The following is an 18,906-nucleotide window of genomic DNA, read 5'->3' as shown; positions in this document are numbered from 1 at the left end:
CATTGAAAATACAACTCAGTTTATGTGGTGGTTGTATACTTCGGATGGTAAAAAGTTTATTCCAAGTCAACTTGATCTTACAGCTCAGAAACTAGCTTATATAAAGCCTTCCCAAGATGAAACCGTTCCAAAACAATCCGGATGGGATTTATTTTTATGGGGTCCTGATAGCTCTATGACAGGTTTTGCTGTAGGAAATGTTGTTGTAACAGATATCAATAATGACGGGAAATCTGACCTTGTTTCCATCAGTAAGTTTGGTAAAATAAAGTATAATGATCCAAACCCTCTGATCAGTAATTTCACTTATGAAAATGTTAATGATTGGTATACTGAACAAGTATATTCGCATTCGTGCTTTAATACGACTGCCCAATCTATGCCAGCAACCTATATCAGCATATTTCAGGAATACAGATGTAACTTTCCGGGGTTCTCTCAATATGTGGGGCCACATCAATTTGGAAATGTACAGCTCCCGGGAACATATATGACGATGTTACCCAATTTTAATAAGGTAAAGTTCTTTGTCAATACAACGGATAATAACGGGAATACATCTTTTACCAAACTGAATCAGGAAATTGATTTACAAAATGAGAAAATAACACCATTCTCTCTTTTCACCGTTTCTGATGAGGTTAACTTCTTAAATACTTATAAAACATCCATCAGTAATTTCGACATTACTACGGGATCTGAGTTTAAGATTACATTCAACAATAACAATTTCCTAGAAAAGCAGATTCAGGAAGTAGATAACGGTTCTACTGTTCTTCAAAAGGTTGAATACCGCCCAATGATGAAACTGGATACAAAGGAAGAAATATGTTATCAACACAAGGATAATGATTTAAAATATCCTTTGTACTCGCATCAGACCAACGGAGCATTATATCTTGTTAATAAGATTCATACTCTTTTCAGCGGAAAAATTCTGTCAAAAGAGTATCGTTATGAAAATGCAATACAAAGCCTTGACGGACGCGGAGTCTTAGGGTTCCAAAAAACATATGTGTCTGACGGATATGAATCTGTTCTACAAAATGGAAAATACAGAAATAAGAAGCTTGCCAACGCTCTTTTCTGGACCATTAACACCAAAGATCCGCTATTGGATAATGCCTTAGTAAAAACAACTTACGGAGGAATTTCCAAATTTTTAACAGAGACCAACATCGTCAATAAAAAATTCACTACAGGAAATCAAAGTATCATTCTGAGTACTGAAGAACTTACTCAGGACTATCTGAGAAAAATGGTTGTTCTTAAAAGATATACTTACGATGAATCTGATGATCTAAAACTAAAGAAGGTTTGGACAAATTATAATGATCAAACTGTAACGCACACTAATTTCTCTTATGTGCCGGAATTCACTAATGGTCAGCATTATTTTTATGGCAAAATAAGCGAACAAGTGAACAATTCTTTTAGAGAAGGTGATTTTTTTACAGCAAAAGAAGTAAGTATTTATTATCCAACTCATGGTGGTTTAAAAGAAATTCAAAAATTCAGCCAGAACTCACAGCCAGTCGTTAAAAATTTCCTCTATGACAGCTACGGAAACCCCACACAGGAAACACTTTCTACTGTTGGAATAGCCTCTCAGACGACAACTTACGAATATGACCCTACTCACCGTTACCGGAATTCTACAACTTCTTCGGATGGCTTAGTTTCAAGTGCCGTAATAGATCCGAAGGGAAGAACCCTGGAACAAACATCAGCTGTTGGATCATTGAAAACTTACTTTGGCTATGACAACTGGGGTAATATTACAACGATTACTGACTATCTGGGTAAAAAAACGTTTATTTCCAAATCTGCAGCCACTGGAATTCAGGGTGGAATATACCAGATATCTACAAAAAAAGAGGCTGAAGCAGAAACCATCTCTGTATACGATGAATTTGACAGAGAAATTTTGAAAAAAACTCAGAGCATTAATGGAAAATGGATCGTTAAAAAATCTGAGTATGACATTTTTGGAAAAATAATAAAAGACTCACGTTCATCTTTTGAAGGTGACCAAACTCAATGGAATACTATAGAATACGATTCTTATAATCGTCCTGTAAAAAACATTACCTATACAGGAAAAACCATTATTACTTGCTATGAAGGATTAAAAGTAACAACAGATGATGGTTATCAAAAAACTTCAAAAACAATGGATGCCTTAGGCAACACCATTATACATCAGGATCATGGAGGAATTATCAATTATAGCTATTATGCAAACGGGGCTCTAAAAGAAACCGATTATGAGGGCAGCAAAACAACCTATGAAATTGATGATTGGGGTAACAAAAAGAAAGTAACGGAACCGTCAGCAGGAACTTTCAATTACCAATATGACAACCTGGGAAGACTTGTAAGGGAAGATACTCCGAAAGGATATACTATTATTCAGTATGATAATTCAGGAAAAACCGAATTTGAAAAAACCTATGGAAATACATCTGCTGAGAACACAAATATTGAAAGATATTATCAGTATAACCCCACCTCTAAGCTGCCGGAGAAAGTCTATGGGACAAGCAATGGGAAAAACTTTACCTATACTACAGAGTATGATCAGTATTTCCGTATAAAAGGGAAAAAAGAAGAAACTCCCGATTTTTCATATACCAGCTCCTTAACTTTTGACAGCTTTGGGAGAGTAGATGAAACCCATATTTCGGCGACATGGCTAAATCCACTTTACTCTACTTCCTCAAAAATAAAAAATGTGTATGACAGTAATGGTATACTGATACAACAAAATAATGTAGATGCTAATAAAACAATATGGCATATTTCATCTACAAATGCAATGAACCAGATTGCTCAGATGGAATATGGCAATGGTTATATTTTAAACAATTATTACAGTCCGCAGAATGGAAGCCTGCTAAGGGTAAATCATGCTAATGGAAGCCTTGTCGCCCTTGATATAAGCTACGATTTTGATGTCAATAAAGGAGTTCTCAAATCCAGAAATAATAACAATTTCGGGAAAAATGAAACTTTTGAGTATGACCAGCTAAACAGGCTGGTTAAGGAAACAACCAACGGAACTGTTACCAATCAATACTCTTATGACAAAAGAGGAAGAATGACCGCAAACCTTGAACTGGGTTACTATAACTACAATGGAGCGAATGATTATAAACTTAATAATATAGCCTTCAATGCCAGCGGACAGCAGGTAAATACCAACAGAGGTTTTGCTGAAGTAACTTACAATGCATTCAATGCACCATTGACGGTTAAGGTACCAAACAAAGAGGACTTAAGCTTTGAATACAGCCTGTTAAAATCAAGATATTCTATGACCTCAGCAATATCGGGTAAGAAAAAGTTCTATTCTGCTGATGGAACAATAGAATTTACCAGAAGATCAGGAAAAGGAGGAGGTAAGCTTGAAATTATCACCTATATCACAGGAGATCCTTATTCTGCAAACTACATCAAGAAAGATATAATTAATATCGCAGAGGCAACACAGGAGTCGCAAAATTACTACCTGCATCGTGACCATCTTGGAAGTATACTTGCCATTACCAAAGAGGATGGCTCTGTAGCCGAGAAACGTTTTTTTGATGCCTGGGGGAATCTTAAGGGACTGGCAGATAGTACCGGTCAGTTTGTTAATCTGGACCAGTTTACAGGAGAATCATTATTATTAGACAGAGGATATAGTGGCCATGAGCATTTATGGAGAGCGGGGCTTATCCATATGAATGCAAGAATTTATGATCCTATTCTGAGAAGATTTTTAAGCCCTGACAATGTCCTGCAGGAGCCGTTTGATACCCAGAATTATAACAGATACGGATATGTATTCAATAATCCTCTACTGTATACTGATCCAAGTGGAAATATCGGTTTAGCAGCTGTTTTACTTATTGCAGTAGCAGTCTCTGCCACTACCCATGCTATTGTAAATACTATAAAAGGAGTTCCTTACTGGTATGGTATGGGCCAGGCAATGACAACGGGTCTTGCGGCAGGTATCATCAGTTTTGGAGTAGGAAGTGTCGCCACTTCCATGTTTTCAGAAGCGCTCACAGTGGGTAAGGCTGCTTTCCAGGCTGGAATGCATGCATTGTCTGGTGGTATGATGTCTGAAATCAACGGTGGTACATTTATTTCAGGATTTATGAGCGGAGCTATCTCATCTATCATTTCAAGTGGTGTCGAAACGCTAGGGGGAATAGCAGAAGATTTTCAATTAACCAATGAAAGTGAGGGCGTAGGAATTTTAACTACTTTTGGAAGTAGAAATCCAGGAACAATTAAAGCCATCATGCTTGCATCAGGAGGTCTTTCGGGAGGGGTATCATCTACGATTGCGGGAGGGAATTTCTGGGATGGACTACAGCAGGGACTAATGACCTCGGGATTAAATCACGTTGCCCATTATTTAGCCATTAATTATGAAATCACCAACCTCATCAGAGATAAAGTAACCAACCCTGACGATGTACCTGAAATGAACACAAAATCAATAACCAGAGTGAAAGCAGAAATTCATTCTTTATTTGATGAGCGTATGAAAAAATATGAAGCTAAAGCTAAAGTTACCATCGATCCGGATAAAGTTACCATATTTGCTGCTGAAACATCGAACGGAAAAATTGGTGCTAACACAGGTAAATTTGACGGACCGCTAGTTATCACATTTTTTAAAGCTGCCTTTCAGTCTAATTATTCACTTGCAGTGGCCATTCTTCATGAGTACTATCATGTTGCTGATTTTGCTTCAGGACAAGCCACAAAAAATTTCTTAAATTTTAAGAAAACATTTAATGCCCAGCAAAGTGCTTTAAAAATGAAAGGATTAAATGAAAAAAAAGCTTATGAATTCGTTTTCAAACTAGGAGATACAAACAGCCAGTGGACTCCTGAAAAACAAAAAATGTATGGACTTTAAAAGAATTAAATTATTGATACTTCTTGTCGTTTTTGGGAATTTATTTTATTCCCAAAAACTAAAGATTTCAGCATCCTCACCTGCCACAGGAATTTTTGATGTGATACTTACCAATACTACCAATCATGAAATAAAGATTGTCATTGATACTACAGGTATTAATTTCGCGTGTAAAAAGGAGGATATCTATAACAATAACTATTTAAGAATTGCACTATGTACAACAATCCCAAAAAACACGGATTTCCCAACAGGAATAGAATTTAATCAACATGAACCTGATAACAAATACGGAGGATATCTGTCCCCAAAAGAATATATTGAAGCATCAAAAATTCTTTTGAAACCTGGCGAGCAGAAGAAAATAGGCTTTAATATTTTCAAACAAAAAGATATTTTCAGTAAACTGGATAAAAAACCAACTTTACTAAAATCCAGAATGATCCTTTTCAAAAATGATTTAATAGATGAAACCTTTATATCAAATACCTTTACTGCAAAAATGCCATTAAAAAAATGGTGATAAACAAAAAACAGTTGATTTCTTCAACTGTTTTTTTGTTTTTAGAAACCTTCTTTGTAATTATCAATATTTTAATACATTTGTTATAAAACATATTCAGAGTGAATTTCGAGCAGGTAAATCTACACCTTGACGCTTATAAAGAGCATAACCAGATTTTGGATGCGGCAGAATATCTGATCCATTCTTTTAATCTGGAACATGACAACTTCGCAGGGTTTGGATTCAGGGAAGAGCTTTCTCCTGTCTCTATGCTTCTTACTGCTGAAGGAGAACTGGGAGGTCCGCAAACCGTAATGATCCCGAGAAATTTATTCGATTTTGATTTGAATCTTGTCCTGAATATGGTTGCCCATGAAATGCTTCATGTAAGGCAGAAAGCTCCAGGGCAGGTTATAGAAGATAAAAATGAAAGAGAATTTCAGGCCTATTATGAAATGCTTTTTCATAAAGTATTCCCACAAATTCCGGAAGTCTCAGACTTTCATAAAAAATTCTTTGGCGGAAAAGCTTTAGAATATTATAAAAGAATGGGGGAAGATTCTGTGTTGCAACAAAAATATGCAGATCAGAAAACAGAAGTAGAACATTTAATCAGTAAATTATCATGACAGTAAAACCAGATATTACCTGGGCAGATTTTGAAAAAATAGACATCCGCTGCGGAACAATAATCGCTGTAAACGATTTCGAAAAAGCAAGAAATCCCTCTTACCAACTGGAAATTGACTTCGGGGACTTAGGAATCCTAAAATCGTCAGCACAGATTACTACTCTTTATGAAAAAGAAGACCTTGTAGGAAAACAAATCTTAGCAGTCGTTAATTTCCCTAAAAAACAGATTGCCAATTTCTTCAGCGAATGCCTTGTACTGGGAGTATATGGTGAAGATAAAAAAGACGTCACTCTTATATCTCCCTCACTACCCGTAAAAAACGGAATGCAGCTAGGATAATAAACAAAACACACATGATACAGCACATACCATTAGAAAGAGTCTTATTTCTTGATATTGAAACCGTTCCTCAGGCTGCATCCTGGGATGATTTATCTGAAACAGACCAATATCTCTGGGACAAGAAAACAAGATTTCAGAGAAAAGAAGAAGTCACCGCAGAAGAATTTTATGAAAGAGCAGGCATTATGGCCGAGTTCGGAAAAATTATCTGCATCACCATAGGAATGATTGAGAAGAATGAAACGTTGAAAATAAAAAGCTTCTCAGGACATGATGAAAAGAAAATGCTCAGAGAATTTGGTGAAATTTTCAACAGTCCAAGACTTAATAATGTCATTCTCTGTGCCCATAACGGAAAAGAATTTGATTTTCCATGGATTGCAAGACGATACCTGATCAATGGAATGCAGCCTCCCGCTCCATTTCAGATGTTTGGAAAAAAACCATGGGAGATCCCTCATATAGACCCCATGGAACTATGGAAATTCGGGGATTATAAGAGTTTTGTATCACTGGAATTATTGGCTCATGTATTCGGTATTCCCACTCCGAAGGATGATATTGACGGCTCAATGGTTTCATCAATTTACTACATAGAAAAAGACTTGCAGCGAATTGTTGATTATTGTGAAAAAGATGTCTTAACTTTGGCAAATATTTTCCGGCGTATGCGTCAGGAAGATTTGTTGAAAAGGAATATCAATCTAGATTAAAAAATGAAATTTACAGACGATCAAATTGCTGACATTGGTGAGGAAATCATTGGTGTACTGAAAACCGTATATGACCCCGAAATTCCGGTAGATATTTACGAATTAGGACTGATTTATGATGTCCAGATCTCCGATGATGCTGACGTAAAAATTATAATGACACTGACTACTCCGAACTGTCCTGTTGCTGAAACTCTTCCGCAAGAGGTAAAAGATAAAGTGGCTGAAGTAGAAAATGTAAAAAGCGTTGATTTAGAGCTTACTTTCGAACCGAGCTGGAATAAAGATATGATGAGCGAGGAGGCAAAGTTTGAACTGGGAATGCTTTAATCATTCTTAAAAATATAAAACCCCGAAAAATTAATTTTCGGGGTTTTACTTTTATATCTCTTTTGCAATTTCTTTTCCTTCTCTCCTGCTCCATTCACTCCATGAACCTACATACAGATCCGGGATCGGATATCCGGCATAATCTAAAGCTAAAATGGTATGGCATGCTGTAACTCCCGATCCACAGTGGATGATCAAATGCTCAGCCTTATTTTCCAGTATTTTACCGTATTTTTCCTTTAGAATTTCCGGCTTAAGAAAATTTCCGTTTTCATCAAGATTTTCAGAAAAAGGAATATTAATAGCCCCAGGAATATGACCGGCAACCAAATCAATCGGCTCAGATTCTCCTCTATAACGATAAGCATCTCTTACATCAATGACAGTAGAAGAAGTCTTTTCCAATTCATTTTCAACCTTTTCTAAGTCGGAAACAGGCAAATCCCAATGTTCTTTTCTTATCAGTGGAGATTTTTCAAATGTTTCTTCTCCAGACGAAAATTCAATTCCAATCTTTTCTGCAGACTGAATTCCTCCATCCAGAACCTGAACGTTTTTAAATCCAAAAGACCTCAGCATCCACCAGGCTCTGGCAGCTGCATTCGATCCGTTTTTGTCATCATATACTACAATATGAGAATTTTCAGCAATCCCAAGATTAGAAAGTGTTTCAGCAAATTTCTCCGGGTTTGGAAGCGGATGTCTTCCTCCAAAAGCGGCATTTTCAACTGTTTCAGCCAGATCTTTATCCAGATCAATGAATCTGGCCCCTTTGATATGCTTTTCCAGGTAGTTTTCCTGAACATCTTTTCCAGCTCTTGCATCAAGAATAACGAGGTTTTCTGACGGAAGATTTTTCAATTCGGATGGTGAGATTATTGGAGACATTGTATTGGTTTTAGGATTAATATAACTTATGTTTTGGCAAAAGCCACTGCATTTTAATAGAGTAAAGCGGACTACGGCCCGCTCTTCTTGATATTTTATAGGTCACAGAATTTTCATCCGTGAGAATTATTATTAATTCATTTTAAAAATGAAAAATATCTTTCGCTTTATTGTAAGAGCTTTCAAAGTTTAAAAGATTCAGCTTGTGATCTGCTTTTTCAACACTCATAAAGTTGATCACCTGCTCAGTAGGCATATTACCTACCAAATCATCTTTAGCCATAGGACATCCTCCGATTCCTTTGATAGCACTGTCGAATCTTCTGCAACCTTGATCATAAGCTGCTTTCAGTTTTGAATAAGACTCTTCATAACGGTTATGAAAGTGTCCTCCGAAATTGATTTCAGGATATTTTGAAGGAATTTTCTCAAATAAAAGCGCAATCGTTTCTGGTGTAGCCACTCCGGTTGTATCAGAAAGCAGGATATCCTTTATCCCGATCTCTGAAAATCGCTGTGCCCATTGGTCTACATCTTCCCACTTCCACATTTCTCCATACGGGTTTCCAAAAGCCATCGAGAAATAAATATTCAGCTGTTTTCCTTCTGTTTTTACCAGTTCAAGCATTTTAATGATCTCATCAAAAGCTTCTTCCTGACTCTTATTGGTATTTCTGTGCTGAAAAGTTTCGGAAATAGAAAACGGAAATCCAAGAATATCGACAGACTGATGCTTCAGTGCTTTTTCAGCACCTCTGTAATTTCCGATAATAGCAGAAACTTTTGTATTGGAGCGGGACTTATCAATATTTTCGGCAACCTCATCAGAGTCAGCCATCTGCGGAATTGCTTTTGGAGAAACAAAACTCAGACAATCCAATACATCAAAACCAACATCCATAAGTGAGTTGATATAATCTATTTTTTTATCGGTAGGGATAAACTCTCCCCATCCCTGCATGGCATCTCTAGGACATTCTGTAAGAAACATTTTTACTTTTTGATTTTCTCAAATATAATAAAACTAAACTACTTAGTATACTGTACATACAAATCTAACACTATTTTGATTTTCAAAGATTTATATCTGATTTATAATTTCAATAACTGATATTCAGTCTCAAATAATGCATTCTGAGCATCAAATTTGCTAACTTTGTTAAAATTTATGATAAATCTGATGAGTACAATAGAATTCAATCCTTTATGGAAAGAGAAATTACTGAACCGTTTTCTTAGTTATGTAAAAATATATTCAACGAGTGATGCAGAAAGTGAAGCAACTCCTTCTACAGAGCGTCAGTGGGATATTGCCAATTATATTACAGAAGAATTGAGAACAATCGGTTTAGAAGATGTTTCAATTGATGAGCACGGTTATATTATGGGCTATGTTCCTTCTAACCTTGAAAATGATGACAGACCTACGATTGGTTTCATTTCACACTACGATACATCGCCTGATTTCAGCGGAGAAAATGTAAAGCCTCAGGTTTGGGAGAATTATGACGGGAATGATCTTTTACTGAACCAGGCTACAGGATTCAAGTTGTCTCCTTCAAAATTTGAAAGTTTAAAAAAATATGTTGGCCAGACTTTAATTACCACTGACGGAACTACCCTTCTTGGCGCTGATGATAAAGCGGGCTGTGCAGAAATTGTAACGGCTGCTGAGTATCTTATCGCTCATCCAGACATCAAGCATGGAAGAATTGCGGTAGGATTTACCCCGGACGAAGAGATCGGAAGAGGTGCTCATAAATTTGATGTAGCTAAATTCGGTGCTGAATGGGCCTATACAATGGATGGTGGAGAAGTAGGTGAATTAGAATATGAAAACTTTAACGCTGCAGGCGCTGTTGTAAAAATCCACGGACTGAGCGTACACCCTGGTTATGCTTATGGAAAAATGGTTAATGCTGCACTTTTAGCCGCTGAGTTCGCACAAATACTTCCAGCTAATGAAACTCCTGCAACCACTAAAGGTTTTGATGGGTTTTATCATTTAATGGATATTACAGCGGATATCTCTGAAGCTAAACTTCAATATATTATTCGTGATCATGATGCCGAAAAGTTTGAAGCGAGAAAGAGGTTCTTAGAAGAAAAAGTAGCTGAATTTAACCAAAAACACGGTGAAGGAACAGCTGAAGTGGAGATCAAAGAGCAATACAGAAATATGAAGCAGCAGTTTGAAGGTAAAATGCACATCATAGACCTTGCTGCAAAAGCAATGACAGAAGCAGGCATTGAGCCTAAGATCAAAGCAATCAGAGGAGGAACAGACGGTGCACAGTTATCCTACATGGGACTTCCTTGTCCAAACATCTTTGCAGGAGGAATCAACTTCCATGGGCCGTATGAATATGTAGCTCTGGAAAGTATGGAAAAAGCAACCGGTGTAATTATTAATATTGTAAAAGCGTGATAATGAAAAAGCTCTTTGCATTAGCATTCATTTTCTCTTTTGTCTTCGGAAGTGCCCAGATCTCTGAGTTTCAGAGAGCAGATTCCCGATATGAAAGAAAGAAAAAGGCCCTGTATAACAAATACCCAAAGCCTAACGATTTAAGAACTAAGCGGGAGTGGCTTCTTACTGAGGATAAGATAAATGCTTATAAAGAAGCTCTTGACAAAATTTCTGAAGAAGAAAAAAAAGCAATAGCTAATGATCCACCTCTAAAGAATAAGGTAACCAAAGAAGCAGAATATGAAACAGGAAAAGTTTCTTTTCTGAAAATGCTGTATGAAGCTGTTGATCTTGATTTTTTAAATTATTCTTCAGACACTTACAGGGCTACATTAAGCTTTATAGTAGATTCTAAAGGCAATGCATTAGATGCTAAAATTAAAGGAAACAATGAAGATGTAAATGCATTTATCCAGGCTGCCTTTTATCGTATACAGGATAAGGGCAAATGGAAACCTGCAGAAGATAAGGGGAAACCTGTTTCATCCACAGTTACTATTCCTTTACAACTTATATTAAAAAAATAAACATCCATACACCCATTGTTACAGCAATGGGTTTTATTTTTTCAGCATGCAGTGGGGAAGTTATCATCATACTTTCTCTAGCTCTTTTTCATTCAATCACAATAAGTTATAATACAATCGATTACTTTTTCAGTATATTTACAATGTAATACAAACCGAATCATTAATTTTTTTAACCAAAACTTTACTATGAAAAAAATGAAAAAACTTTTGAGAAAGGATTTATCAACCATTCTGGGCAGCGGACTGGGAGATGGCTGTCATATGGGAGGTGACTCTTATAACTGTCAAAATGACTGCCAGTGTACTTTTGGAAGTGCCTGTGAAATGTATGAAAACGGAAGTGCGGGACAGTGCATTGCTGTTGGAGGAAATCCTGGAGGCGGCGGCGGAGGAGGATGTAATCCACCATCTCGTTGTGAAGAACAGCCTTTTTAATAAAAATACAATCGGAAGCAGATGTGCTTCCGATTTTTTTCATCCAAAAACAGATCCTCGTCAAAAGATCTCTGCCATTCATCAAATAAAATTTCATCTCATCAACGAGAATTGTTGTTTTGCATCAAATAATAGTATTTAATTTTATGAAACAACAATTTTTAGCATTTAGCTCTTTGCTTTTATGCATCATCAGCTCCGTAAACATTTATGCACAGCAAACCCCATCTTTTCATATTGGAGTAAAGGGAGGAACAAGTTTTACAAAAACCTCAACGGAGTCTTCTTCCTTGGAAGGGAAATACGGCTTCGGTTATCAGGCAGGAATTATGACCAGAATGGATATCGGAAAGCTTTATGTGCAAGGAGAAGCCTTATTCAACAAAAGAAAAACGTCCTACGAAGCAAAAGATGGAAGCTCGGCAAAACTAAGTTGGAATGCCATTGACATCCCGGTAGTTGTAGGATATAAAGTGGTAAAAACAGATGATTTTAATGTAAGAGTATTTGCCGGCGGAGTCTACAGCTATGCTTTTAATAACAAAATTTCCACTTCACAGGCTGTCGCCGAAGGCTTTAAAAATTTTGATAAATCCAATATTGGAATTACAGGCGGTTTGGGAATAGATTATAAGAATTTCACCGTAGATCTGAGATATGAAAACGGGCTTTCAAATATCAGTAAAGAGTTCAAGTCTAAACCTCACAGCTTTAGCCTTGGGATAGGGTATTTCCTGTTCTAAAAACTTAAATTACCTTTACATGATTAGAAACTGTTTCCCTTCAGTTTCTAATTTTTTATCAATCAACTTTAGATTATTTCATGGCAAGATTTTTTGTTTTAAGAAAACATACTTTCATTATCCTTTTCTGGCTCGTTTTTACGGTTGCCATTTGGATTAATTTTCAAGCTACATCGAATGGGTACACTGCGGTTTTTCAGACTTTTGTGATCACAGCTACGTCCTTTATTTTCACTCATTTTCTTACAACAAAACTACTTCCCAAGGCCCTTCGTTCAAAAAGGATGGGTTTCTTTCTTACACAGGCCACCCTGATTATTTTTGCATTAAGCTTTATATATTCTTTGATATTCACCTATGTTAAAGGAAGTTCGGACACTGTGCTTCCCCCAGATTTTTCTGATCAGATTCCTATTTTATGGAAGGGATTCTACCTTGCCCTTCCCGCCTCTTTCTTAATTAACGGTGCTGCCTGCGGTGTAAAATTCTATCAGGAGCATGGAAAAATAGAGCGGGATCATATTCTTCTTCAGCAGGCACATCTGGAAAACCAACTCAAGCTTTTACAAGATCAGATCAATCCGCATGTGGTATTCAACATTCTGAATCACATTCATATTTTAATGAGAACAGATACTCAGCTTGCAGATTATCTGCTCCTTAAATTTTCAGATATCTTACGCTACCAGCTATATCACTGTAATCAAAACACTGTCCCTTTAGATAAAGATATAGAGCATATTCAGAATCTGGTAGAAGTTGAAAAACTGAGATGGGGTAATGAACTGGACGTAACGACAATCTGGGAGATTAGCAGTAACAAAGCTTTTATTGCCCCTCTTCTCTTGGTAACTTTTATTGAAAATGCATTCAAATATGTATGCAGGCTTCCCGGCCATAAAGGTCACATCTCAATTTCTTGTATGGAAAGAGATAAAGTTCTCTCCTTTTATATAGAAAATTCTTATTCTGATGTATTGAGCTATAAAAAGAAGGATGGAGTTGGAGGAATTGGTCTTGAAAACGTAAAAAAACGCCTAAAATTACAGTATCCAGGCTCCCATGATTTAAAAATAGAAGCTGATCAGAATATATTCAAAGTAACTTTAACCTTAAATTTAGCTGAGTATCATGAGTACTACTATTCCTAAAATGAAATGCCTCATTATAGATGACGAACCTCTGGCAAGATTCCATCTTAAAGAGCTGGCCGGCCAGATTGACTTTTTATCAGTGGAAGGGACCTGTGCCACAGCACTGGAAGCTGATACTATAGTGAAGGAAAAAGAAATAGACCTTCTTCTTCTGGATATTAATATGCCCTACCTTACCGGTCTTGAGTTTCTGGAGCAGCTGGAAAACCCTCCTTTATGTATTCTCACTACCGCTTACTCTGAATATGCTTTAGAGGGATTCAGGCTTCAGGTGGTAGACTATCTTTTGAAGCCTATTGCTTTTAACCGTTTTTATCAGGCTGTAAATAAAGCACAGCAGCAGTTTATTGTCAGTGAAAAACTGAGAAAAAATATACCCCTTGATGATCCTTTTCTGTACGTAAGGCAATCTGACAGCTTTATTAAAGTTTCATGGGTGGATATTCTCTACGTAGAAAGTATGCAGAATTATACCAGGCTTCATTTTAAAGATAAATCGCTGATCATTCATCAGACAATGAAGGCTATTGAAGAATCGCTTCCCTCTGATCATTTTTTCAGGATCCATAAGTCTTATCTGATCAATATTACCCATATCGATATGATTTCCGGAGGACGTATTTTTATTAATAAGATCGAACTTCCCATTTCCCGTAACCGAAAGGAAGAGCTGCTGAATCAGGTGGTTTATAAAAAATTGATCAGCAAATAATTTTAAAAGGGAAGATACAGTATGATGACAGCCTTAGGCATCTTCCCTTTTTGAATCTTCTATGGAAGATTCCAGCGTAATGATACTGCTGCATAGAATGTGCTTGCGAATCTGGGATCTGCCATTTTTTTGTCCCGGAAAATATTTTTGATTTTTCGGTCACTTTCACTGAAGCTTCTTAATAATGCAGTTCCGCCTGTAAGACGCAATGTAAGTTTATCATTGATCTTAAACTCCGGTCTGAGTCCGGCAGTGATCTGCTGGTAACCCAACAGTATTGATTTTCCGTCCTTATTTCTTTCTACGGTCATTCCGTTAAGGTTTACTACAGCTTTTAATGCAAATTGATCAGAAAACAGATACCCGGCTTCCATTCCTTCCGGGAAGTTGATATTAAACTTAATTTTTCCGTTCGTCTTCCAGTCAAAATAGATCCAGGGTAAAATCATAGGAACGCCAAATGCTGTTGTCAATACCGGACCTCCTCCCAAAGCAAGATTAGGATTGAAATGTCTGATAAACAAAATTCCACCCTGTCCCAATACATCATCAAAGTTCACTTTTTCCATATCGGTATATACTCCTACCGATGCTGTCATCATCATACTCCACTTTTTACCCAGAGGCCTCATATGCTGAAGTCCGACCTGCGCATTCAGCATCTGGTCAGGAAATAATTGAGTGTCATAGTTGGTGTGTTTCATCTTTGCATAGGATCCGCTGAGAAGCATTGACCAGGCTCTTACTTTTCCATCTGTATCTTTTTTTACAGATAATGGAATCCTCAGATTCAGATCTACTCTTTTAAAATCGCTTTTAGAGTTGGTTTTGGTACTGTCTTCAGGGCGTATATAATTGGAGCCTGGTATATATTCGGTTTTAAGCTCGGCAGATATTCCGGATTGTGCACTTACCCAATACCCTAATGGCAATAAACAGCAGATAGCTGTCAAAAGGTTTCTTTTCATATTTTAAATTTTATGCAAATAGAACCCTTTGGCAATTTTTTACAAAAATTACTTGATTAAGTGTTTGGATAGTATGACAACAGGATCAAATAACAGGATCAATATAATATTAACAACTCATTAAAAAAGATAACCTTTTTAAAATAACTATACCCCTATTTAACTGTAACACAACCATAGAAACAGAGCCATTGCTATTTTTACACAGCAGCTTTTTGATTTTTAAAAATACGATACCCAAACCAAACTGCAATCAAAGCAATTCCTGCACGGGCCACCACCATTGGAATAATAGAGTCTGCTTCCAAAAGACCGATGAGTCCTGACATCAAAAATGTAACCATCAACTGCATAAATCCAAGCAAGGCTGCAGCCGTCCCGCGTCCTTCTTTAAATGGGGATAAAGCATGTGCTGAAGTAATAGGAAATAAAATTCCGATCGCAAGTAATGACAAATAGAGCATTGTAATTTCTAAAGCTACAGAAAGATTTTCTGCTGCAATTAAGATATGCAGGGTACACACAACCAGTAAAATAATTGTGGCAATAAATAAAACGGTTGAATTACTTATTCTCTTGATCAATTTGGGTGTAATGTAAGCAGCTGTTATCAAAGCCAGCGAGTTAAAAGCAAATATAAAACTGAAAACCCCGCTTGAGAAACCATGAAGTTCCATAAACAGAAACGGAGCATTTGAAATGTAGATGATAAGAGAGGCAAAAGCAATACTTCCGATCATCGTACTGTTGATAAAATCTTTATTTGAAATGATCATTTTCAGCTGATCTTTTAAGCTTTTTTCATTTTCATGGTCGTACTCGTCAGGAAGACTGATTTTCGCATTAGTTTCAGGAATGTATTTGTACACCATAAAAAAAGTAATCAGCCCCATAACACACAGGAAAGCAAAAGAACTGTTCCAGCCCCAAAACTTAAGAAATACACTTCCCAGCAAAGGTGCAACAATAGGCGCAATACCACTGATCTGTGACTGTTGGGAAAAGATTGCTACAGATTTTTGTTTATCATAAAGGTCAATGACAATGGCTCTTCCTATGACAATTCCGGCACTTCCTCCAAAAGCTTGTAGAAAACGCATTGCCCATAAAACATAAATATCTGATGTAAAATAGATGGCTGTAGCGCCTATGATAAAAAGTAAAAGTCCACAATACAGCATAGGTTTACGGCCTTTTTTATCCGATAAGGGCCCCCATAAAAGCTGTCCGAATGCAAAACCGGCAAAGAAAACCGAAATGGATATCTGGATATGCCCAATATCAGTATTAAAAATCTGGGCCATATTTGGAAAAGCGGGGAGATAAAGATCGATACTCAGAGACTCCAACGTGTTGAGTAGTGCCAAAATAAACACTACAATATTCAAATTCTTCATAAATAGTCATATAGCCTTCACAGGCGATTTTTGAGAGTACAAAAATGCTGTAAAAAGCAAAGGCTTACAATAAAAGAACTGAAGGATGACTAGCACAAACTGAGGATTACACCGTCTAAATATTTCCTTTTTATCAATTTTAAAATAAAACAACGGGAACTTTCTGAAGATTAGCCTTTTGCTGTTTTAAATTCTTCAGGACTCTGCCCGGTATGTTTTTTGAAAAATCTTGAAAAATAAGAAGCATCACCGAATCCCAGCTTAAAACTTACTTCTTTCACAGTCAGAGCTCCAAAACTAAGCTCTCTCTTGGCCTCCAGCACAAGACGTTGGGCAATCATCTTTTTTACTGTAGTACCTCTCAGTAAACGTACAATATCGTTAAGGTGATGAGCGCTTATTTTAAGATGATCGGCATAGAAACCGGTTTCCTTTTGCAGTATATAATTCTTTTCTATCAGCCCTACCAATTCCTGAACTCTCTGCCGGTCATTAAGTAAAGGTTCGTGGGGATTAATTTGTTCCGCAATGATAATACAAAATGCTTTCAGATAGGCCTTTAAGAGCTCAGTTCTTGAAGCCTCCTTATATTCCTGCTCAATAAGTGACATGATCGCGGTACAGGTCTTTTCATTTTGTGGATTTAAATAAAAGGGAAGTACCCCTCCTGTGAGTAACCACTCTATATCACAAACTTCATTGAAAATCTCCCGGCTTATGGCCATTGCATACCCTTCCTCTCCTGCTAATTTCATATTGAATGCCTGTCCCGGTGCAATGATGCAGATTTGATTGTTATCTAGTTTGTAACTTTCAAAATCCAATTCTAAGCGACTGTTTTCATACACCTCTCTGAACCAGATAATTTCAAAAAAATTATGCCGGTGTACATCATGGAAATTTTCCGGACCGGCTGCACTCAAGGTACTCATCTGAAATTTTTCAGATGTAAGATGGTGGACCGGAATTTCTTTTTCGGGTATGATCATGATTCTATTTTAAAATCGTTAAGCTACAAACAAAAACCACAGCAAAAAAAGTGCTGCGGTTTTCTACAATATTCAAAATTAAATATAATTTATCCATTCTGGTTACCAAGGAAGGCGTCCCAGCCCTGTGCCGTAAGAGCAACAAGCTGGTTAGAACCCCTTGCTACCATAAAGTTTCCATCTTCTTTTTCAACAGCATGTCCTATAATGGTAAAATCAGGATGGTTTTTAATTTTATCAAAATCATTAGATGAAATGGTAAACAGTAATTCATAATCCTCACCACCACTTAAGGCAGTCATTACAGGATTTAAATTCATTTCATCTGCCGTAGAGATCGTAAGGCTATCCATCGGAATTTTTTCTTCATAAAGCCTGAACCCTACTCCTGACTGATCAGAAAGGTGAAGAATTTCAGAAGCCAGACCATCAGAAATATCAATCATAGAAGTTGGCTTAATATCCAGTTCTTCCAAAATGGTTTTAATATCTGTTCTTGCTTCAGGTTTTAACTGTCTTTCCAGGATATAATCATATCCCTCCATCTCCGGCTGCATATTTGGATCTGCAAGATAAACAGCATGTTCTCTCTCCAAAATCTGAAGTCCCATGTAGGCTCCACCTAAGTCTCCGCTTACTACAAGAAGATCATTAGCTTTAGCACCACTTCTTTTTACAATATTCTCTTCATTCTCAAGTCCTACAGCGGTAATACTCATCACCAGTCCGGAATTAGAACTTGTAGTATCTCCTCCAATCAGATCTACCTTGTATCTTGTACATGCAGCCTGTATTCCTGCATAGATTTCTTCTAAAGCTTCTACCGGAAAACGGTTGGAAACAGCAAGGGAAACCAGTATCTGAGTAGGAACAGCATTCATAGCAGCAATATCGCTAAGGTTTACCACTACAGCTTTATAGCCAAGGTGCTTTAAAGGGACATACCCTAAATTAAAATGTACTCCTTCTGCCAGAACGTCTGTCGTAAGAACTACTTTTTTATTTTCGGGATTGATCACTGCCGCATCATCTCCTACTCCAAGTATTGAAGATTCATTGGATAGGGGAAAATTTTCCGTCAAATGTTTAATAAGGCCAAATTCTCCCAATTTTGAAATGGGCGTCAGCTCCTGTGATTTATCTTCAAACATAATTTTTTGTATTAATATTCAATG

General features: G+C 36.9%; 18 protein-coding genes. 12 read left to right on the top strand and 6 right to left on the bottom strand.

Annotated elements, in window-relative coordinates; all coding sequences use genetic code 11:
* Positions 1–22 precede the first annotated feature (22 nt).
* The 6 genes from LF887_RS24190 to LF887_RS24165 all read left to right on the top strand — a co-directional run bounded on the left by LF887_RS24190 (position 23) and on the right by LF887_RS24165 (position 7,445).
* Entirely contained in the window at positions 23–4,921 is a 4,899-nt protein-coding gene (locus LF887_RS24190; protein WP_236856791.1) for an RHS repeat domain-containing protein, read from the top strand.
* Positions 4,911–5,444: a hypothetical protein gene (locus LF887_RS24185; protein WP_236856790.1), complete on the top strand. Its 534-nt coding sequence runs from the start codon at positions 4,911–4,913 to the stop codon at positions 5,442–5,444. Before LF887_RS24190 ends, LF887_RS24185 begins: the two co-directional genes overlap by 11 nt.
* 101 nt (positions 5,445–5,545) lie before the next feature.
* Positions 5,546–6,055, top strand: coding sequence for a hypothetical protein (locus LF887_RS24180; protein WP_236856789.1), 510 nt, complete (start codon positions 5,546–5,548; stop codon positions 6,053–6,055).
* The gene (locus LF887_RS24175; RefSeq protein WP_236856788.1) at positions 6,052–6,399 is read left to right on the top strand and encodes a tRNA-binding protein; all 348 of its coding nucleotides are present in this window, start codon (positions 6,052–6,054) and stop codon (positions 6,397–6,399) included. Before LF887_RS24180 ends, LF887_RS24175 begins: the two co-directional genes overlap by 4 nt.
* A 14-nt stretch (positions 6,400–6,413) precedes the next feature.
* Entirely contained in the window at positions 6,414–7,115 is a 702-nt protein-coding gene (locus LF887_RS24170; RefSeq protein ID WP_236856787.1) for a 3'-5' exonuclease, read from the top strand.
* A gap of 3 nt (positions 7,116–7,118) precedes the next feature.
* A complete protein-coding gene (locus LF887_RS24165) occupies positions 7,119–7,445 on the top strand; it encodes an SUF system Fe-S cluster assembly protein (RefSeq protein ID WP_034691980.1) in 327 nt (108 codons plus the stop codon).
* Between the two features lie 51 nt (positions 7,446–7,496).
* On the opposite strand, the gene LF887_RS24160 is transcribed toward LF887_RS24165, so the two are convergent.
* Together LF887_RS24160 and LF887_RS24155 are read right to left on the bottom strand one after the other, a co-directional pair.
* Entirely contained in the window at positions 7,497–8,333 is an 837-nt protein-coding gene (locus tag LF887_RS24160) for a sulfurtransferase (RefSeq protein WP_236856786.1), read from the bottom strand.
* A 142-nt stretch (positions 8,334–8,475) separates the two neighbouring features.
* Positions 8,476–9,324 (bottom strand): hydroxymethylglutaryl-CoA lyase, encoded by an 849-nt coding sequence (locus LF887_RS24155; RefSeq protein WP_236856785.1) that lies wholly within the window; start codon positions 9,322–9,324, stop codon positions 8,476–8,478.
* A gap of 189 nt (positions 9,325–9,513) precedes the next feature.
* Here LF887_RS24155 and pepT point away from each other — a divergent pair, with 189 nt between their 5' ends.
* From pepT to LF887_RS24125, 6 genes are all read left to right on the top strand, one after another.
* A complete protein-coding gene (pepT, locus tag LF887_RS24150; protein ID WP_236856784.1) occupies positions 9,514–10,761 on the top strand; it encodes a peptidase T in 1,248 nt (415 codons plus the stop codon).
* 2 nt (positions 10,762–10,763) lie between these two features.
* Positions 10,764–11,330: an energy transducer TonB gene (locus LF887_RS24145; protein WP_236856783.1), complete on the top strand. Its 567-nt coding sequence runs from the start codon at positions 10,764–10,766 to the stop codon at positions 11,328–11,330.
* 198 nt (positions 11,331–11,528) lie between these two features.
* Positions 11,529–11,768, top strand: a complete 240-nt coding sequence (locus LF887_RS24140; protein WP_236856782.1) for a hypothetical protein — start codon at positions 11,529–11,531, stop codon at positions 11,766–11,768.
* A 146-nt stretch (positions 11,769–11,914) separates the two neighbouring features.
* Positions 11,915–12,511 carry a porin family protein gene (locus tag LF887_RS24135; RefSeq protein ID WP_236856781.1) on the top strand — a complete coding sequence of 199 codons (597 nt, stop codon included), beginning with the start codon at positions 11,915–11,917 and terminating at the stop codon, positions 12,509–12,511.
* A gap of 80 nt (positions 12,512–12,591) precedes the next feature.
* A complete protein-coding gene (locus LF887_RS24130; protein WP_236856780.1) occupies positions 12,592–13,662 on the top strand; it encodes a sensor histidine kinase in 1,071 nt (356 codons plus the stop codon).
* Positions 13,643–14,377: a LytR/AlgR family response regulator transcription factor gene (locus tag LF887_RS24125; RefSeq protein WP_236856779.1), complete on the top strand. Its 735-nt coding sequence runs from the start codon at positions 13,643–13,645 to the stop codon at positions 14,375–14,377. The genes LF887_RS24130 and LF887_RS24125 overlap by 20 nt, the downstream gene beginning before the upstream one ends.
* A gap of 59 nt (positions 14,378–14,436) precedes the next feature.
* Here LF887_RS24125 and LF887_RS24120 read toward each other — a convergent pair whose 3' ends face one another.
* The 4 genes from LF887_RS24120 to thiL all read right to left on the bottom strand — a co-directional run bounded on the left by LF887_RS24120 (position 14,437) and on the right by thiL (position 18,882).
* The gene (locus tag LF887_RS24120) at positions 14,437–15,345 is read right to left on the bottom strand and encodes a DUF6268 family outer membrane beta-barrel protein (RefSeq protein WP_236856778.1); all 909 of its coding nucleotides are present in this window, start codon (positions 15,343–15,345) and stop codon (positions 14,437–14,439) included.
* 200 nt (positions 15,346–15,545) lie between these two features.
* Positions 15,546–16,742, bottom strand: a complete 1,197-nt coding sequence (locus tag LF887_RS24115) for a multidrug effflux MFS transporter (RefSeq protein ID WP_236856777.1) — start codon at positions 16,740–16,742, stop codon at positions 15,546–15,548.
* Positions 16,743–16,912: 170 nt separating this feature from the next.
* Positions 16,913–17,731, bottom strand: coding sequence for a helix-turn-helix domain-containing protein (locus LF887_RS24110; protein ID WP_236856776.1), 819 nt, complete (start codon positions 17,729–17,731; stop codon positions 16,913–16,915).
* 89 nt (positions 17,732–17,820) lie between these two features.
* Positions 17,821–18,882, bottom strand: a complete 1,062-nt coding sequence (thiL, locus tag LF887_RS24105) for a thiamine-phosphate kinase (RefSeq protein ID WP_236856775.1) — start codon at positions 18,880–18,882, stop codon at positions 17,821–17,823.
* Positions 18,883–18,906: the final 24 nt, after the last annotated feature.

Origin of the sequence: Chryseobacterium sp. MEBOG06 (assembly GCF_021869765.1) — a bacterium.
Classification (GTDB): Bacteria; Bacteroidota; Bacteroidia; order Flavobacteriales; family Weeksellaceae; genus Chryseobacterium.
Note: the sequence above shows the minus strand (reverse complement) of the source record. Positions and strands in the feature narration are given on the sequence as shown.

What these genes read in the sequence shown, in the direction of transcription:
- LF887_RS24190 (WP_236856791.1), top strand. Translation starts at nt 23, where the DNA reads ATGTGGTGGTTGTATACTTCGGATGGTAAAAAGTTTATTCCAAGTCAA.
- LF887_RS24185 (WP_236856790.1), top strand. Translation starts at nt 4,911, where the DNA reads ATGGACTTTAAAAGAATTAAATTATTGATACTTCTTGTCGTTTTTGGG.
- LF887_RS24175 (WP_236856788.1), top strand. Translation starts at nt 6,052, where the DNA reads ATGACAGTAAAACCAGATATTACCTGGGCAGATTTTGAAAAAATAGAC.
- LF887_RS24170 (WP_236856787.1), top strand. Translation starts at nt 6,414, where the DNA reads ATGATACAGCACATACCATTAGAAAGAGTCTTATTTCTTGATATTGAA.
- LF887_RS24165 (WP_034691980.1), top strand. Translation starts at nt 7,119, where the DNA reads ATGAAATTTACAGACGATCAAATTGCTGACATTGGTGAGGAAATCATT.
- LF887_RS24160 (WP_236856786.1), bottom strand. Translation starts at nt 8,333, where the DNA reads ATGTCTCCAATAATCTCACCATCCGAATTGAAAAATCTTCCGTCAGAA.
- LF887_RS24155 (WP_236856785.1), bottom strand. Translation starts at nt 9,324, where the DNA reads ATGTTTCTTACAGAATGTCCTAGAGATGCCATGCAGGGATGGGGAGAG.
- pepT (WP_236856784.1), top strand. Translation starts at nt 9,514, where the DNA reads ATGAGTACAATAGAATTCAATCCTTTATGGAAAGAGAAATTACTGAAC.
- LF887_RS24145 (WP_236856783.1), top strand. Translation starts at nt 10,764, where the DNA reads ATGAAAAAGCTCTTTGCATTAGCATTCATTTTCTCTTTTGTCTTCGGA.
- LF887_RS24140 (WP_236856782.1), top strand. Translation starts at nt 11,529, where the DNA reads ATGAAAAAACTTTTGAGAAAGGATTTATCAACCATTCTGGGCAGCGGA.
- LF887_RS24135 (WP_236856781.1), top strand. Translation starts at nt 11,915, where the DNA reads ATGAAACAACAATTTTTAGCATTTAGCTCTTTGCTTTTATGCATCATC.
- LF887_RS24130 (WP_236856780.1), top strand. Translation starts at nt 12,592, where the DNA reads ATGGCAAGATTTTTTGTTTTAAGAAAACATACTTTCATTATCCTTTTC.
- LF887_RS24125 (WP_236856779.1), top strand. Translation starts at nt 13,643, where the DNA reads ATGAGTACTACTATTCCTAAAATGAAATGCCTCATTATAGATGACGAA.
- LF887_RS24120 (WP_236856778.1), bottom strand. Translation starts at nt 15,345, where the DNA reads ATGAAAAGAAACCTTTTGACAGCTATCTGCTGTTTATTGCCATTAGGG.
- LF887_RS24115 (WP_236856777.1), bottom strand. Translation starts at nt 16,742, where the DNA reads ATGAAGAATTTGAATATTGTAGTGTTTATTTTGGCACTACTCAACACG.
- LF887_RS24110 (WP_236856776.1), bottom strand. Translation starts at nt 17,731, where the DNA reads ATGATCATACCCGAAAAAGAAATTCCGGTCCACCATCTTACATCTGAA.
- thiL (WP_236856775.1), bottom strand. Translation starts at nt 18,882, where the DNA reads ATGTTTGAAGATAAATCACAGGAGCTGACGCCCATTTCAAAATTGGGA.